We start from the raw sequence: 17,996 nt of genomic DNA on the forward strand, positions 1-17,996 counted from the left end.
TAGCTTAAGGCCAGATAGCTCATTCATTTTTATTTTTCAGCTGTAAGTGCAGCCATTGTGATGTAGTTGTATGGTTTGTTGAAGTGTGGCAAGAAGAATAGGTCTGTCAATGCCAATTTATCAATTGTTACATGCTCTTGAATAGCAAGTGAGAACATGTGAATTCCCATGCTGATTGCAGAATCGTGTGAAACCATTTGTGCACCAAGAATTTCACGGCTATCTTTGTCAAAGACAATCTTGATGGCAACTTCATGGTTATCATGTTTCATGAATTCTGGTTTTTGAAGATCGTTAAATCCTGTTTCAGTTGCGTTGTAACCAGCAGCTTTAGCTTTTTCAAGAGTCAAACCAGTTGAAACCATGTGAAGACCGTAGATTGAGATACCGTTTGAACCTTGCACACCGATTCCTTCCAATTCATGTCCACAAGCATTGTAAGCACCAACAATACCAGTACGAACTGCGTTTGAAGCAAGTGCGATGTAGCTTGTATCTTTACGAGCGTTGTCATAAACAGTCGCACAGTCTCCAACAGCAAATACACCAGGAAGTGAAGTTTCTTGTTTCTTGTTTACAAGGAAAGCACCGTTACGGAAGAGTTCAATCTTACCATCAGCAAGTGCTGTGTTTGGACGGAAACCAACTGCAAGGATAACCATATCCACATCGAAAGTTTCTTTATCAGTAATCAAGCGTTCAACTTTACCGTCACCCTCGATTGCTTTAACAGTTTGACCAAGAGCCAAGCGAATGTTGTGGTCTTCCAAGTTCTTCGCCATCATTTGTGTGAAGTCTTTGTCATAGTAACCGTTCAAGACAGTATCAACGATATCAACAAGGACAACTTCTTTTCCAAGACGCTCAAAGGCTTCAGCAAGTTCAACACCGATATAACCACCACCTACAACGGCGATACGGTCAAGGTGCTGACTCTTGTCAGCCAATTTGTGAATCACTTCTTCAGCATTTTGGTACAATTTCACGAATTGTACGTTTTCAAGAGTTGCTTTAAATTCGCGGTTTCCTTTAACAATTTCAACACCTTCGATTGGTGGCAAGATTGGTGTAGAACCTGTAGCGAAAATCAATTTCTCGTATGATTCTTTGTGCTCTTTCCCTTCAACTTCTGCTGTAACTACTTTTTTATCATAGTCGATTGAAAGAACTGGTGAGTTCATGTAAACCTTAGCACCTTTAGCTTCCAATTTTTCTTTATCAGAATAGAACAAGCCTTCAGCACCGTCAATTTGTTCACCGATCCAAAGGGCCATTCCACATCCTAGGAAAGAGATGTTAGAGTTTTGGTCGAATACAACGATTTCGTTCTCATTGCCAAAATTATCCAACATAGTATTAATACATGCTGTACCAGCGTGGTTAGCACCAACTACAACGATTTTACTCATAGAAAAATTCCTACCTTTAATTAAAAATTTACTCTTCTAGTATAACATTTACTGTTAGCGTTTACAAGAGTTTAGCTGATTTTCCCGATTTTTTTGTAAAAAAATGTAAATAATCTGTATTTTATCAGCATTTCTTACAATTACTCTTTATTTTCTGAGCATATTTCTTGACAAGTTTACAAATTTTATTTGTGAAAACGCTGACTTTATGGTATGCTAGTATCATGGAAAGAAAATGTAAGGGGTTAAATTTACTATATTTCAGCCTTCTTTTCATAAGAGAAAGGAGTTGGTAGCTTGCCTCTTAGTTCACATTCCGAACGCCTAATGGGGACTACTATCACTATTTCATTAGTAGATGAGCGAGCCGATAGCTTGCTCCAAAAATCCTTTGATTTGCTCAAAGAGCTGGAATACCGCTTCAATGCCAATAGTCAAGAATCGGAGTTGATGGAAATCAATCATCAAGCAGGAATAGACCCCGTCAAGGTTCATCCAGACCTGTTTGAACTGATTTCACTTGGGTTAGAGCATAGCCTAGCGCCCTCTAGCCATCTCAATATCAGCATTGGTCCCTTAATTCAAACCTGGCGTATCGGTTTTTCAGACGCCAAAGTTGCCCAACCTCAAGAAATTGAATCGGTGATACCTTTAATCAATCCTCATTATATCGAGTTAGATTCTTCCACTTCCACTGTGTTTTTAAAACAAAAAGGAATGAAGATCGATCTTGGTTGTTTAGCCAAGGGTTATAGTGCGGATAAAGTTGCCCAATTTCTTAGAGAAGAGGGAGTGACATCTGCCTTGATCAATCTGGGAGGGAATATCCTGACTATTGGAAAAAATCAGGCAAGAGGAAATCAGCCTTGGCAAATCGGGATTCAAGATCCAGCCAATCCGAGGGGAAATCACTTAATGACTATCCCTGTTGTCAATAAATCTGTCGTGACTTCAGGCATTTATGAACGTCACCTGACAATCGATGGAAAAGATTACCATCACATCTTTGACAGCCAAACAGGATATCCTGTTGAAACGGAACTAGCTAGTCTCACAATTATCTCTGATAAATCAGTTGATGGTGAAATCTGGACAACTCGTCTATTTGGAGAAAGACCCGCTTCCATCCTCTGGCAAGTCGAAAGTTTAGAGGGCATCGAAGCTATCCTCATCGATAAAGAAGGTCACCTAAGCTGTTCCTCAGGAATTCCTACTCTATAGAAATAGATGTTTCAATAGAGTTTTAAAATCGTATTATGTAAAAAGAGAAAGGAAATCTCATGCTAAAACTTATTGCTATTGTTGGAACAAATTCAAAACGTTCTACAAACCGCCAATTGCTTCAATACATGCAAAAACACTTTGCTGAAAAAGCTGAAATTGAACTTGTTGAAATTAAAGACATTCCTGTCTTCAATAAACCAGCTGACAAGCAAGTACCTGCTGAAATTCTAGAAATAGCTGCTAAAATTGAAGAGGCAGATGGCGTTATTATCGGTACTCCTGAGTATGACCACTCTATCCCAGCTGTTTTGATGAGCGCTCTTGCTTGGTTGTCATACGGTATTTACCCACTTTTGAACAAACCAATCATGATTACTGGTGCTTCTTACGGTACGCTTGGTTCATCACGTGCCCAATTACAACTTCGCCAAATCTTGAATGCTCCAGAAATTAAAGCAAGTGTCCTTCCAGATGAATTCTTGCTTTCACATTCTCTTCAAGCCTTCAACCCAAGTGGAGACCTAGTGGATCTTGATGTTATCAAAAAACTGGATGCTACTTTTGACGACTTCCGTATCTTTGTAAAAATCACAGAAAAATTGCGTAACGCACAAGCACTACTTCGCAAAGATGCCGAAGACTTTGACTGGGAAAATTTGTAAGATAGGAGACCAAAAAGAATGAAATTTGTTGGACTTGTAGGATCAAACTACGATCAATCATATAACCGTAAACTCTTGGAATTTATCCGTCGTCACTTCAAACTTAAATTTGAATTAGAAGTTCTTGAAATTGACGAAGTTCCAATATTTAACCAAGACGAGAAATGGGATGAAAGCTTCCAATTGCGTCTCTTGTATAACAGAATTACACGTGCTGATGGTGTCATTATCGCTACTCCTGAGCACAACCACACAATCTCAGCTTCCCTTAAATCTGTTCTTGAATGGCTTTCATACGAAGTTCATCCATTTGAAAACAAACCAGTCATGATTGTGGGAGCTTCTTACTACGACCAAGGTACTTCTCGCGCCCAAGTTCACCTTCGTAAGATTCTTGACGCTCCAGGTGTCAATGCCTATACACTTCCTGGAAACGAATTCCTTCTTGGTAAAGCCAAAGAAGCTTTTGACGCAGAGGGCAATATCACGAATGAAGGAACAGTTAAATTCCTCGAAACTTGCTTGGATAATTTTGTAAAATATGTAGGAGTTGTTTCAAAATTGAAAAAACCAAAACCAATTGAACCAGAAGATTTGGATTGTGGCAGACCAATTGCTACCACAATCACAGAAGTTGATCCCGATGATCCAGAATGGGTTGAAAAAGTTGCTGAAATTACTGGTGCGGTTTCAGGTGATACCTATGTCAAACTAGATCATGGTATCTTAACTGTTAACCAAATCGATATGTTCTTGAAAGCAATGCCATTTGAATTGACATTTGCAGATGATAACAACCAATTCTTATACTACAATAATGTTCACCAAGATCCAAACACCATGTTTGCTAAACGTGTACCATCTCAATCTGGTAACCGTCTCTCAACTGTCCATAACTCACTTCCCGGTGGACGTATGAAAAATGTTGAATGGGTTGTCGGTGTACTGCGTAATGGTGATCAAGAATATGTTCGTACAATCGTTCCTGGATCTCCTGCAGGGGTTATCAATACTCACAACTATCAAGCTATGTACTATCCTGATGGATCATACGCTGGTATCAATGAAATAGTCTTCAACTTCCAACCATGGCTTGATTGGTACCTCAATACAACTGGTCAACGTCTAGTTGGTGGAAATGCTGCAGCTCCTGCTGGCGGACATGGTCACGGTGATGCAGATGCTACATCTGGAGCTTCTGATGCAGGTGAGGCTGGAGGCCACGGTGGTGGTGCAGACGCTACATCTGGAGCAAGCAACTAATAGTAGTTTTAGGAACCAAATTGGTTCCTTTTTTAACCAAAAAAGACTAGCAGTTTGTATCTGCTAGTCTTTTGATTATGATTTCACCAATCTTTGTTAAAAGAAAGAATAGTGCTTATGAATTTGGATCATCAAGACTTCTGCCATGTAACCCTTTTTCACGTTGGACTTGACGTAGTTTCTCTGGTGTAACATCGTTTCCTTCTTCGTCCACAATTTTGATTCCTTCAATGTGGTGACGAACAGAGCGACGATAGCCTTCGATATACTCCTCACGAAGTTTAGCTTGTTCCACTTTTTCAGCAGAAGTTAAGCCTTCTGTTTTTTTCTTTTTGGCAAGCTCGTTGATACGAGCGATTTTTTTCGGATCCATTTCTTCTCCTTTGTGATAAGATACAGTCCGTTTGACTGAGTTTATTTAGTATTGATTTGGTTAAAACGAGCGAGCTTAGCTGCTTTCTTGGTTAGTTGTGACAAGATTGCCAAACGATTTTGACGGACTGCTTCATTTTCAGCCATAACCATGGTATTCTCAAAGAATGCATCAATGACTGGGCTAAGAGCAAAGAGTTGTTTCAATTGCTGACTGGCAGATCCTGATAAAATAAGTGATTCTACTGCTTCCGCCAAAGCTTTTTCTTGGTCATTTTCAAAAAGTGCTGAATCAACTGTTGCAACTCCTTCTACCTTTTCAGCCAAGTTAAAAGCACGAGAAAGTGATTCCACAGATGGTTTGAAGTCTTCTTCCTTGCTTGCTTCTACGAGAGCACTTGCTGCTTCCAACATCTCTGCCACAACAAAGTTTGAACCTGCAAGAACTGCTTCCTTGATATCTTTTGGAGTAGAACCCATCATCTTATCAACACGAGCCTTGATAAAATCCATAACCTCTGCTTTATTTTCATAAGTCAAGCTGTCAAATGTTAAAGCATAAAGGCTATCAATCAACTCATCCATAGCAATGTGCCAACCAAAGGCATCCAAGATACGAACCACACCTTGCGTCGCACGACGAAGGGCATAAGGGTCATTAGAACCTGATGGAATCAAACCTACTGAGAAGAAACTCAAAATAGTGTCCAATTTGTCTGCAATGGCAAGCACTGCGCCGACTTTGCTCTTTGGAAGTTCGCCTTCGGCTGATGTAGGCATGTAGTGTTCACGAATAGCAGCTGCCACCGCTGGAGTTTCACCAGCAAGAAGGGCATATTTCTCACCCATAATTCCTTGGAGTTCGTCAAATTCGCCAACCATACCTGTCAACAAGTCAAACTTGTAAATGGCTGCTGCACGGGCTAGATCAATCGTTTCATCCGCTGACAATCCTGCTTTTTCTGCCAAGAGAATAGCAATCTGCCCCGTACGAATCATGTGTTCACGAAGGGAACCAATCTTCTCATGGAAGGTGACATTGTTTAATTTTTCAACAAGATCTGAAATCACCAATTTTTGGTCTTCACGCCAGAAGAATTCACCGTCTTCTAAGCGAGCTACTAAGACTTTTTCATTTCCTTTAATGACATTTTCCAAATACTCTGCGTTTCCGTTACGAACAGAAATGAAGTTTGGCAATAGTTTACCGTCTTGATCACGAACAACAAAGTAACGTTGGTGTTCTTTCATTGAAGTCACCAAAACTTCTTCTGGAACTTCAAGGTATTTGGCATCAAAACTTCCCATAAAGGCAGTTGGGTATTCAACCAAGTTCAAGACTTCATTCAGCAAATCAGCATCAATTTCGATACGTACACCATGCTCAGTTTCGATTGCTTTGATTTGGTCAACAATCATTTGCTCACGTTCACGTGGATCTGCGATTACAAACTGCTTACGAAGGTCTTCTTCATAGCTCAATGCTGACTGAATCTTAGTTTCTTGTCCCAAGAAACGATGACCACGGCTCACACGACCTCCCTTGATATCAAGGAAATCCAAATCAAACTCTTCTTCATCTAAAAGAACAGTTAAAGTGTGAACAGGGCGGATATATTCAAAGGTGTTGTTAGCCCAGTGCATGCTGACAGGGAAAGTCAAGGACTTCAAGACATCTACAACACCAGGAACAATGGCTTCAACTGCTTGACCAATTTCTTCCTTAGTGACATAGACATATTCTTCACCCTTAATTTCACGAAATTCGATATCTTCAACAGTCAAGCCTTTTCCTCGGACAAATCCTTGAGCTGCTTTGGTGAAATTTCCATCACTATCCAAGGCAATTTTCTTTGCTGGCCCCTTAAAATCTTCTGTCAAATCAGACTGTTTGTCTGCAAGACCAGTCACACGAACAGCCAAACGACGGGGTGTTGAGAAGGTTTGAATAGCTTCAAAAGACAGGCGGTTTTCCTTGAGGAAGGCTACCATTTTTTCGCCTAGTTGTTTTTCACTTGGTGTGACAACATAGGCTGGTAATTCTTCAAGACCGAGTTCTACTAATAAGTTTTTTGTCATGTTTTTTCTCCGAAAAATATCTTTTTATTTTCCAGTTTGCCTTATGTGATTGGCACGCAAGCAACCAACTTCGTTGTTTCATTGCTAAAATTGGAGCCAAAAGTCTCCAATTTTGCCTAGTATCCTTAGTTTCACTAAGGATACCTTCATCACTGCGGCAACTGGTTCAGGGCTCACACTGTTCGCCCATTTTCGTAATTTGTCACTTTCTTTATTCCGCGTCTTCTGCTAAGAGTTTAGCTCTTGTTTCTTCATCCAAAAGTGGGTAGCCTAGGCGTTTGCGTTCTGCGACAAAGGTTTTGGCTACGACACGGGCCAAGTTACGGATACGAGCGATATAGCCTGCGCGCTCTGTTACAGATACAGCACCACGCGCATCAAGCAGGTTAAAGGTATGTGAACATTTGAGAACATAGTCATAGGCAGGGTGAACCAAACCTTCTTCCAAGGCACGACTAGCTTCTTTTTCAAACTTATCAAAGTTTTCCAGCAACATTTCTTGATCTGAAATTTCAAATGAATATTTTGAGTGCTCATACTCAGGCTGGATAAAGATTTCTCCATATTTTACACCATCAGCCCACTCGATATCATAGACAGAGTCTACTTCTTGAATGTAAGAAGCCAAACGCTCCAAACCATAGGTAACTTCCGCAGTCACAGGGCCAGTTGCCAATCCACCTACTTGTTGGAAATAAGTGAACTGAGTGATTTCCATCCCATCAAGCCAAACTTCCCAACCGAGACCTGCAGATCCAGTAGATGGGTTTTCCCAGTTGTCCTCAACAAAACGAATATCGTGTTCCAAAGGATTGATTCCCAATTTTTCCAAAGACTCAAGGTACAGTTCTTGGATGTTTGATGGAGAAGGCTTCATGACCACTTGGAATTGGTGGTGTTGGTAGAGACGGTTAGGGTTTTCCCCATAACGACCGTCAGCAGGACGACGTGATGGCTCCACATACGCTGCATTCCATGGCTCAGGACCGATAGCACGAAGGAAAGTGTAAGGACTCATTGTACCCGCACCTTTTTCATTATCATAAGCTTGCATAAGCATACAACCTTGGTCATTCCAAAATTGTTGCAAAGTCAAAATAATTTCTTGAAATGTTAATTTCTTAGACATTGTTTACTCCTTTTTATATAAATTACTTGCGACACGAGTCTGCCTCGTCGATCATACGAGGCAAGACGAGTTAGTACTGCGTCTAGCTCAGGCAATCTAGTGCTGAGCGTGAGGCAGTCCGACTATAAGGAGGTTTCTGCCACTGACGCAGTGGAAAGTCAATTTTTTAGACATTGTTTACTCCTTTAGTTTTTATATTTCTTTTTCAATTAATTTCTGCTGAACAAACCAATTTAACAAGGGTAGAGTTTTATCTGTATTTGCCCATAAATGATAAGAATCGAAGACCGCTTGTACACTACCTAGATTTTCTACCAACTTATCTATTGTCAAAAAACTACGCCAGTATTCGTAAAAAATACTTGCATAGTTCTTATCATAAGTCGAAGAACCAAAATCATTCAATGAATGCCAACCATACTTCTTCTGAAAAAGTTCTACAAGAGATTGATTACAAATTTTTTCCGCTTGAAATTCCTCTTCTGTCAAGAAATACTTGCGACTAATATATTCAACCATCCCCTCTTCGAACCATATATAAGAGTCGTAACCATCAAAATCATCTAAAAAATGCTCCGACCAATGAGCTAACTCATGTCCTACAATCTGTAAGAGGAAATTTTCAGATAAAGAATGATAGTGACTTTCTATTGCTTGAGTTTGCTGAGAACACTCGTAGTCCATCAACTGATACAAATACAACTCTTTCCAAACAGCTAAATCAGGCGTCATAACCATTCGTCTATTATTTGTATAGGCTGGAACTGCACTTTCCCTAATAATCTGTGTAGCAGCATTAAAACTTGACCAAATAATGGCTTGCGGTAAATCACAGACTGCAAGTTCATTCTTTAAAAAAGATTGATAATCTTTCAACTTTTCAGTATTTCTTACTACAAAATCACGAAATGTAGCTAGTTGACTATCGTCTTTTACAAGATAAAGGTTTTCCACGTCTCTCCTTTCTTTCACATAATAGACTGAATAAGCGAAAGAACCGCGTCCGACAATCCTAGGTTGATTTAACCTAGGGGCGTCAAAAACGCGGTTCCACCCTAATTTATTACTTCATTGTTTTTGAAAATACTACAGAAAGCGCCAGCTCTTTATTTTGTCCTACTTGGCTCCCACTATCCCAAGCTCGCTTGAAGAACGCCATAAGACTTTCTTTCCTGCTGACTATTATATCAAAAATTAGAACAATGTACAATTTTTTTATGATTTTCTAGAAATCCATATCATCAACTCGTGGAGCACCAGACTGAACAGCAATTGTTTTTAAGGTTTCACGTTCCTCATGATTCAGCTCAATTCCGAAACAATCAAGATTAGCCTGAATACGAGACGCTGTGACAGATTTCGGAAGTGGTAAAAATCCTTCTGCTAAGCTCCATGCCAAGGCTATCTGAGCAACAGACTTTCCGTGATTTGTTGCGATTTCTTGGACTTCCTTACTATCAAATAGTTCTCCCTGACCAAAAGGTCCCCAAGCTTCCAATAAAATTCCTTTTTCTCGACAGTAATCTACGACTTCCTCTTGATACACACCTGGAGCCAAACGAACTTGATTGACCGCTGGAAGAATTTTTGCTGTTTCAAGCAAGGCATCCAAATGATGGGGAAGAAAATTACTAACACCGATAGCACGGATTTTGCCTTCTAGGTAAAGATCCTCCATCGCTCTCCAAACTTCTGAATTTCGGATTTTCCAGTGGTTATTTTCTCTGAGTGGTTTTGGATTTGGCCAATGAATCAAATACAAATCCAAATATCCCAAGCCCAGCTTCTCTAAAGACTCTTCAAAAGCCTGACGAGCTTGCTCATAGTTATGATTTGTATTCCAGAGTTTACTGGTTACAAAAATTTCCTCACGCGGAACGCCACTATCTTGAATAGCACGACCAACGCTTTCTTCATTTTTATAAATAGCTGCCGTATCGATATGGCGATAGCCTGCCTTTAAAGCCTCTAGAACAGCTTGATAGGCAATCTCTCCATTTTCAGCTTTCCAGGTTCCAAATCCTAGTACTGGAATCGTAACACCATTATTTAAAGTATAAGATTTCATTATTTTTCCTTTCTAAATTAGAAGAAAATCCAAAGAGGCAAATTTTCAAGGAAAACTTATCTCTTTAGATTTTGTGTATTATTGATCACGGTCGTAGTAAAGCTGGTGAGCTTTAAGACGAGAATCTAACAAATCTGGTACGGTCACAAAGTCATAACCCTGACCTTTCAAATAGTCAATGACCTTTGGTAAAGCATTCACTGTTTCAGCATGGATATCATGCATGAGAATAATAGAACCATTCTTAACTTCACGCTGAATTTCTGTCAAAATAGATGCTTCATTTTTACTCTTCCAGTCCAGACTATCTACATCCCACATAATAAAGCTCAAATCGAGGCTATTGCGAATGTCGTCTGTAATAGCTCCATAAGGGGGACGCATAAGTTTGGAGCTAGACCCCAACACTTTAGTTAGCGCATCCTCAGTATCAGTAATTTGTTTTTTAGCTTCATCAAGCGAAAGTTTTGAAAGCACTGGATGGCTCCAACTATGGTTTCCAATAACATGGCCATCTGCTTTCATGCGTTTCAATATCTCTTCATTGCCAGAAACATTCTTACCTAAAACAAAGAAAGTTGCCTTGATACCATACTTAGAAAGTGTATCTAATGCTTGGTTTGTCGTCGCAGGATTTGGTCCATCATCAAAAGTTAAAGCTACTACTTTTTGATTTTTCTTTTCATAATAAGCCTTATATAGTTCTGCGTCCTTATCTAATAAATAAGAGGACTGAATAACCTCAAAGAAACTTGATACCGGCAAGGCAATCTCATCTAGATTTTCAACTGACTGACTTGGATAAAGGATAATCTGACTATCCTTGTAATCAAAATTCCATGCAGACAAGTCTTGGTCAGAGAAGCCTTTAACAACTTGATCAATCTTTTCTTGCTCCAATTTCTTATCCTGTAAGAAAGTGGTGATTTCTTTTAACAACTGCTCTTTGGCTTTACTAGGATCTGAAAATAATTGATCAAGTGTAAAAGGTTTACCATCTTCTGTCAAATGTACTTTTGCCAGACTAGTTTTTTCAGTCTCTTCAACTTTTGACGAAGTTAAATCATAGACTTGTTTCATCACACTTCGGTTGACAATCCCTTTTAAAGTCGAATCCTGTTTCTCCGTATAATAAAAAACCAGATTTTCTTTGTCTTCCAGATTTTCCTTAATATCCTGTGTCATGATTTCTTGTACAGATGAAATCACTTGCTCCCCTTGGAGAGGATAATAGGCAATTACTTCTGCTTGTCCCTTACGAAAATGATCTTTCTGATTTCCCTCACTCAATTGATCATCTTTCTCTTTTTTGAGCGTTTCAATCCTTTGTTCAAAACTTTGCTTTGTATATACTTTGTATCCAATCATTGAACCAAGGACGCAAATACTTACTGAAAAGATAGCTACCAGGGCTATTAAACCGATTCTCTTTTTATCGTGCTCAACACGCTTTGCTCTACTTTTATCCATAGAACCATCATATCAAATTCAAGCTATAATTTCAATGATTTGGGAGGAAATAGTATATTAAAAAGAGGGGAACTCCCTCTTAAAATCTTATTTTACTGCTTCTTTCAAAGCATCTACCTTATCCAAACGTTCCCATGGAAGATCAATATCTGTACGTCCCATGTGACCGTAAGCCGCTGTTTGACGGTAAATTGGGCGCTTGAGGTCCAGCATTTGGATAATTCCTGCAGGGCGAAGGTCAAAGATTTGACGGGCTGCTTTTTCAAGCTTGCTTTCAGCTACTCTTCCTGTACCAAAGGTATCGATACGAACAGAGACAGGCTGCGCAACACCGATGGCATAGGCCAATTGCACTTCTGCTTTCTTAGCAAGACCTGCTGCAACGATGTTCTTGGCAATGTAGCGAGCTGCATATGACGCAGAACGATCCACCTTAGTCGCATCTTTACCAGAGAAGGCACCACCACCGTGACGAGAGTAGCCACCATAAGTATCTACGATAATCTTACGACCAGTCAAACCTGAGTCCCCTTGCGGTCCACCGATTACAAAACGACCAGTAGGATTGATGAAGAATTTTGTTTGCTCATCCAAGTAAGAGGCTGGAATAACCTCTTTGATAACCTTATTAATGACATCATTGTGAATTTGTTCGTTGCTGACTTCTGGATCGTGCTGAGTTGAAATAACAACTGTGTCCACACGTACTGGACGGTCATTTTCATCATACTCAACCGTAACTTGTGATTTAGCATCTGGGCGAAGATAGCTAATTTCCCCAGACTTACGAAGTTCTGCCAGACGACGAACCAATTTATGACTGAGTGAAATTGGCAAAGGCATGAGCTCTTCTGTTTCATCCACTGCAAATCCAAACATGAGCCCTTGGTCACCAGCACCAATCAAGTCAAGCGGATCTTGGTCTGCATTCCCACGAACCTCCAAGGCTTCGTTAACACCTTGGGCAATATCTGGTGACTGCTCAACAAGTGACGGATGGACTCCCACCGTCTCAGCAGAAAAACCATATTCTGTATTGGTGTAGCCAATCTCTGCAATGGTATCACGAACCACACGGTTAATATCCACATAGGCATTTGTAGAAATTTCACCAAAAACATGGACGGAACCAGTATATACAGCTGTCTCAGCAGCAACGTGCGCCTCTGGATCCTTAGCTAAAATAGCATCCAAAATCGCATCTGAAATTTGGTCTGCAATCTTATCTGGATGCCCCTCAGATACAGATTCAGACGTGAATAATTTACGTTCTGACATAAAAATGTCCCCCCTTAAAAATAGTGTTATAGAGTTACAAAGTACTGATAGGTATTTCTATAGTCTAAGAGTTACGACGCGAAAGAAATAAAAACGATAATTTTTTATTTCTGAAGCTAGTAAGGCGCATAGGGTGACCGCATTATAGCGGCAACCGTAGAATGACGAACGACTTTGGAGCCATCATTCTTTGCGAATTGCGACTCGAAAGAAAAAATAGAAATTTCTACCATCTTATCGGGACTATATAACTTTACCATTATACCATTTTTAAACGCAATTTGCAGTCTATAATGTAGTGTTTCAATGTAGATATTTCGTTCTCATAAATAAAAAAAGTTGGAGCTCAGTACTCCAACTTTTTCTATTAAAATGTTTGGCGTTTTGCTTTACGCTCTGCACGACCACGAGCACGATTTTCAGCGCGTTTGGTCTTGCGGCGCTTTTCATCAACCGCCCATTGAATTTTTTTCTTATAACCTGGTTTGACTTTTTTCTTTTTCTTTTTAACCAAACCAATCATTTCGATATCAAGTTTATCTTGTTTTTTCTCACGGTTGACACGACGATCACGGTCATAAGTATCTTGAAATTCCCCATCTTTGACCATCTTAGGAGTAAACTTGATTCCCAATTTCTCCAACTCACGGATATCCGAGTCATCACTTGGCTGATAAAGGGTAATAGCTGTACCTGGTAGGCCATTTCGTCCAGTACGACCAACACGGTGAACAAAGAAGGACAAATCTTGCGGAATGGCATCATTGATGACATGGCTGACACCTTCAATGTCAATTCCACGCGCCGCCAAATCTGTTGCGACAATGTACTCAAAATCCAAATTTTTAACCTGGTTCATGATACGTTTGCGCTCACGAGGTGCAATATCCCCATGGATTTTTGCCACCTTCAAGCCTTGAGCAGTCAGATATGAATGCAATTCATCTGCACGCGTTTTAGTGTTAACAAAAATCATTGCCAAATACGGTTGCATCAACTGAGTCAACTGGTAAATTTGAGCATTCTTATCTCGGCCCTTGGTCGAAATCAACCAATTATCAATAGTATCAGAAATAACCGTTTTGGTCTTGATTTTCTCCATAACAGGATTTGATAAGTATTTTTTCAAGAATGGTTGCAGTTTTTGTGGAATAGTAGCTGAGAAGACCATGAATTGCAGGTCTTTTGGAAGGCTTCCAGCAATCTTATCAACCGTTTCTAAGAATCCCATATCCAAGGTCATGTCTGCCTCATCGATCACAAAGGTCTTGGACTTGTGAATAGCTAGGTCACCAGATTTAACCAAGTCGTAGATACGACCTGGCGTTCCGATAACAATATGAGGCTGGTTGCTTGCCAATTTCTCAATCTGGCGAGCCTTATCTGTCCCTCCCACATAATTAACCACACGAACTTCCACTTCTGAGTAGGCTGCAATCTGACGGGCTGCTTGGTAAATCTGAGTAGCTAATTCACGGCTCGGTGCAGTAATCACTGCTTGAACACTATCGCTGGCTTCATCTAATTGCTGGAAAATCGGCAATAGGAAAGTGTGAGTCTTACCTGAACCTGTTTTTGATTCTCCAACCAAATCTCGGCCTGCCAAGACAATGGGAATCAACTTATCTTGTACCTCTGTTGGAGTTGTAAATTTCAACTCCTGCAAGGCTTCTCTAATATAGTTTTTAAATTGAAATTTCGTAAATGACATAATATCCTCGATTCTATCTATCCTATCAATTATACCACATTTTATTCCATTTCAGTAGTCTCACTTATTTAGGCTATTTCCAGTAGCTTTTCTAGTCAGAAAAAGGCTGGAATTTGTGAATCCCAACCTCTTTTCAGTCCTTATTTCCAGTTTAAAGTAGCATTCAAGCCATAGTGATCACTCACTTGTGGACTCTTATTACCATCAAATACGACATGTAAATTTTCCACCGCTAACTCTTTGGTAGTAAAAACATAGTCGATTCGAAGGGGTTCAGTGTTCCCTTTCCAGCCATCAATTTCTGGTGGAACGGTATAGCTACCGCTTTTCTCTTTAGCAACTTCAAAAGCGTCTTGTAAGCCTAATGAGCTAGCTAAAATAGCTTGATAGCCTTCCTGACCAGCTGGGTTGTTAAAATCTCCAGCTAGCAAAAGCGGCTTGTTCAATTCTTTCAAGACAGCCTCAAATCGTGCCCATTCTTCTTGGAAACCTTTATCCCACCAAGAAAGGTGGACACTTGCAACTGCAAGCTCCTTACCATCAACTACAGTTTCAGCCAGGGCAACACGGCGAGTATGATAGTCTGTTGGATCATCCACATCTGAAACTAAAATTTCTCTGACTTCAATAGGTGTTTTAGACAAGATAGCCACACCTTCATGGTAGCGGTCATAACCAATATGGTTATAGGCCCAAGTCCAGTAGTAATCTTTCCCTTGCTCTGACAACTTTTCAACCAAAAGTCTAACATAATGGTCTTGGTGAATAGGCTCAGCTGCTGGCAAAGCTTGATAAAGGTCATTAACCTCCACCTCTGGCGAAGTAATCTCCTGATTGATTTCTTGGAAACATATCAAATCATAGTCCTTTTCAAGAATATCCTGAAGCAAAATCTGGAATTTTTCCTCTGCTTCTTTTTCCATCCAACTGTGAGTATTGAGTGTTAAAAATTTCATTCTTTTCTCCCAAAATAAGAGGTTGGAATACAGCTTCCAACCTCAAGTGTATTACAATTCTACTTTAGCAACTGCTGTTTTAGCTGCAAGAGAACCTGTTTGTTCTAATTTAACTGATTTAATAGCTTCAGCATTTGTGAAGACAACCACTGTTGAAGTTTCACGACCTGCTGCACGGATAGCATCCAAGTCAGCTGTGACAAGAAGATCACCTGCTGCAACTTTTTGTCCTTCAGCTACATGAACAGTAAATGGTTTTCCTTCAAGACTTACTGTGTCCAAACCAATGTGAACCAATACTTCAAGACCTGCTTCAGTCACAAGACCAAGAGCATGTTTTGTAGGGAAAATACTTGATACAGTACCTGAAACTGGAGATACAATGTTTCCATTTGCAGGTTCTACTGCAAATCCGTCGCCCATCATTTTTTGAGCAAATACTGGATCTTTAACTTGTTCCAAGGCAACAACTTGACCGTCTACTACTGAGTAAACTTCCTCAGTAAGACCTTTGAAGTGAACAGTGTTTTGTTGCGCTTCTGTCATTTGACTTGGAAGAGTTTCAGGAATGATTTCACCTGAATCAAGGATATCTTGGATATCAGATTTCAATACGTCTGCTTTTGGACCGTAGATAGCTTGAACTCCTTGTCCTTTCATGACAAGACCCATAGCTCCTTCTGCTTTCCATTGTTCTGCATTTCCTACTTTATCTGCATCTTTAACAGTTACACGAAGACGAGTCATACATGCGTCAACATCAACGATGTTTGCACGTCCACCAAGAAGGTTGATAATGTTTACAGCTTGAGAGCCTGCTGCAACTTTCACTTCGCTGCTAGATTCTTCTGAACCTTCAGCAGTTTCGTAGTTTCCGTTACGCCCTGGAGTTGCGTAGTTGAATTTTTGAATCATGAAGTTTGCGATAAAGTACATGATTACAGCAAAGAGAACAGTTACCCAGATAAAGTTAACGATATCCATACCAATACCAGCATTAATTGCTAGTGGTGTACGAGTCAAGAATTCAATTGAACCGAATGAGTGGACACGTAGGTTTACTACGTCAGCCATAGCGAAGGCAGCACCTTGAACAAGTGAGTAAACAAGATACATAGGTGTTGCTACAAACATGAACATGTATTCGATTGGTTCAGTAACCCCTGTCAAGAATGTTGCAAGAGCTGTCGCAATCATCATACCTTTATATTGATGTTTCTTATCAGCATCGACATTACGGTAGATAGCAACGATCACACCCATCAAGATACCGAATGAACCGATCATTTGTCCAACTTTGAAACGAGCTGGGTGAACAGTATCTAACAATTGTTGGTAGTGACTTGCATCTGTACCTTTAAGGTTAACAAGGTCTGTTACCCATGCAAGCCATAGTGGGTCTTGACCAAATACTTGAGTACCTTTAGCTGCACCAGTTAAAATGTCATAAGTACCACCAAGAGCTGTGTAGTTCATTGGGATAGTCAACATATGGTGAAGACCAAATGGCAAGAGCAAACGTTCCAAAGTACCATACAAGAATGGTGCAAGGATTGGAGCAGTTTCTTGTGAGTTAGCAATCCAGATACCAAAGCTATTGATACCTGTTTGAACTACTGGCCAGAAGGCAGCAAGTAGAATTGCAGCGATTGCTGAACGAAGAATAACTACAAATGGTACGAAACGTTTCCCGTTGAAGAATGAAAGTGCATCAGGAAGTTTACGGAAGTTGTAGTATTTATTGTAAGCAGTTGCCCCTACAAAACCTGAGATAATCCCTACAAACACACCCATGTTCAATGCTGGAGCTTCAAGAACACTAATGAAGTAATCAGCAACTTTGATTGAACCACCAAAGAGAGTTGTGACCATAGCATCTGGATTTTTCAACATATCTCCTGATACACCAAAGATTGTACCAGTGATACGGTTAATCAAGATGAAGGCAAGACCAGCGGCGAAAGCACCACCAGCACGTTCTTTAGCCCAGCTTCCTCCAATTGCTAGGGCAAACAAAATGTGAAGGTTACCGATAACCCCCCAACCAATTTGCTCAAGAATTCCACCTGTAACTACAAGTGGTGCAAAAGTTGGGTTAATCATTACGATAGACTTACCGATTGAAATCATCAAACCAGCAGCCGGCATAACCGCGATAACCACCATCAAAGCCTTACCGAATTTTTGCCAAAACTCGAAAGACAAGACATTTTTGAATGTATCTTTCATCATTCAAATCTCCTTTATTTTTATTTAGGCAAACGTTTTACGAAAACGTTTGCACTTTCTATAATTCAATTATACCACTTTAATTTTTTTTGTAAAGGCTTTTATAAAAAAAATTAGACTTTTTTCTAAAATTTTTGTAGTAAAAA

14 protein-coding genes are annotated in these 17,996 nt (G+C 40.0%); 3 read left to right on the forward strand and 11 right to left on the reverse strand.

What is annotated here, in order from left to right:
* Positions 1 to 29: 29 nt before the first annotated feature.
* The gene (gene nox / locus QM956_RS09330; RefSeq protein ID WP_414302462.1) at positions 30 to 1,409 is read right to left on the reverse strand and encodes a H2O-forming NADH oxidase; all 1,380 of its coding nucleotides are present in this window, start codon (positions 1,407 to 1,409) and stop codon (positions 30 to 32) included.
* A 297-nt stretch (positions 1,410 to 1,706) separates the two neighbouring features.
* On the opposite strand from nox, the gene QM956_RS09335 reads away from it, so the two are divergent.
* The 3 genes from QM956_RS09335 to QM956_RS09345 are packed head-to-tail and all read left to right on the forward strand — an operon-like array spanning position 1,707 to position 4,558.
* On the forward strand, positions 1,707 to 2,630 hold the full coding sequence (locus tag QM956_RS09335; RefSeq protein WP_414302463.1) for an FAD:protein FMN transferase: 924 nt from the start codon (positions 1,707 to 1,709) through the stop codon (positions 2,628 to 2,630).
* Positions 2,631 to 2,689: 59 nt separating this feature from the next.
* Entirely contained in the window at positions 2,690 to 3,295 is a 606-nt protein-coding gene (locus QM956_RS09340; protein WP_000915951.1) for an NADPH-dependent FMN reductase, read from the forward strand.
* An 18-nt stretch (positions 3,296 to 3,313) separates the two neighbouring features.
* Positions 3,314 to 4,558, forward strand: coding sequence for an NAD(P)H-dependent oxidoreductase (locus tag QM956_RS09345; protein WP_414302464.1), 1,245 nt, complete (start codon positions 3,314 to 3,316; stop codon positions 4,556 to 4,558).
* A 115-nt stretch (positions 4,559 to 4,673) separates the two neighbouring features.
* On the opposite strand, the gene QM956_RS09350 is transcribed toward QM956_RS09345, so the two are convergent.
* From QM956_RS09350 to QM956_RS09395, 10 genes are all read right to left on the reverse strand, one after another.
* Entirely contained in the window at positions 4,674 to 4,931 is a 258-nt protein-coding gene (locus QM956_RS09350) for a DUF896 family protein (RefSeq protein ID WP_000371291.1), read from the reverse strand.
* Between the two features lie 41 nt (positions 4,932 to 4,972).
* Complete coding sequence (glyS, locus tag QM956_RS09355; protein ID WP_084929987.1) at positions 4,973 to 7,009, reverse strand: glycine--tRNA ligase subunit beta; 2,037 nt, start codon at positions 7,007 to 7,009, stop codon at positions 4,973 to 4,975.
* Between the two features lie 211 nt (positions 7,010 to 7,220).
* The gene (gene glyQ / locus QM956_RS09360) at positions 7,221 to 8,138 is read right to left on the reverse strand and encodes a glycine--tRNA ligase subunit alpha (RefSeq protein WP_084929988.1); all 918 of its coding nucleotides are present in this window, start codon (positions 8,136 to 8,138) and stop codon (positions 7,221 to 7,223) included.
* 192 nt (positions 8,139 to 8,330) lie between these two features.
* Positions 8,331 to 9,092, reverse strand: a complete 762-nt coding sequence (locus tag QM956_RS09365) for an elongation factor Tu (RefSeq protein ID WP_084886828.1) — start codon at positions 9,090 to 9,092, stop codon at positions 8,331 to 8,333.
* 271 nt (positions 9,093 to 9,363) lie between these two features.
* Positions 9,364 to 10,206, reverse strand: coding sequence for an aldo/keto reductase (locus QM956_RS09370; protein WP_261011592.1), 843 nt, complete (start codon positions 10,204 to 10,206; stop codon positions 9,364 to 9,366).
* Between the two features lie 78 nt (positions 10,207 to 10,284).
* Positions 10,285 to 11,676 (reverse strand): peptidoglycan-N-acetylglucosamine deacetylase PgdA, encoded by a 1,392-nt coding sequence (gene pgdA, locus QM956_RS09375; protein WP_261011591.1) that lies wholly within the window; start codon positions 11,674 to 11,676, stop codon positions 10,285 to 10,287.
* A gap of 87 nt (positions 11,677 to 11,763) precedes the next feature.
* Positions 11,764 to 12,954, reverse strand: coding sequence for a methionine adenosyltransferase (gene metK, locus QM956_RS09380; RefSeq protein WP_070527971.1), 1,191 nt, complete (start codon positions 12,952 to 12,954; stop codon positions 11,764 to 11,766).
* Positions 12,955 to 13,321: 367 nt separating this feature from the next.
* A complete protein-coding gene (locus QM956_RS09385) occupies positions 13,322 to 14,665 on the reverse strand; it encodes a DEAD/DEAH box helicase (protein ID WP_261011590.1) in 1,344 nt (447 codons plus the stop codon).
* A 140-nt stretch (positions 14,666 to 14,805) separates the two neighbouring features.
* Positions 14,806 to 15,621, reverse strand: coding sequence for an endonuclease/exonuclease/phosphatase family protein (locus QM956_RS09390; RefSeq protein WP_261011589.1), 816 nt, complete (start codon positions 15,619 to 15,621; stop codon positions 14,806 to 14,808).
* Between the two features lie 51 nt (positions 15,622 to 15,672).
* Positions 15,673 to 17,853, reverse strand: coding sequence for a PTS transporter subunit IIBC (locus QM956_RS09395; protein ID WP_261011588.1), 2,181 nt, complete (start codon positions 17,851 to 17,853; stop codon positions 15,673 to 15,675).
* Positions 17,854 to 17,996: the final 143 nt, after the last annotated feature.

The sequence above is a fragment of the Streptococcus mitis genome, assembly GCF_047460035.1.
Lineage (GTDB): Bacteria > Bacillota > Bacilli > Lactobacillales > Streptococcaceae > Streptococcus > Streptococcus mitis_DW.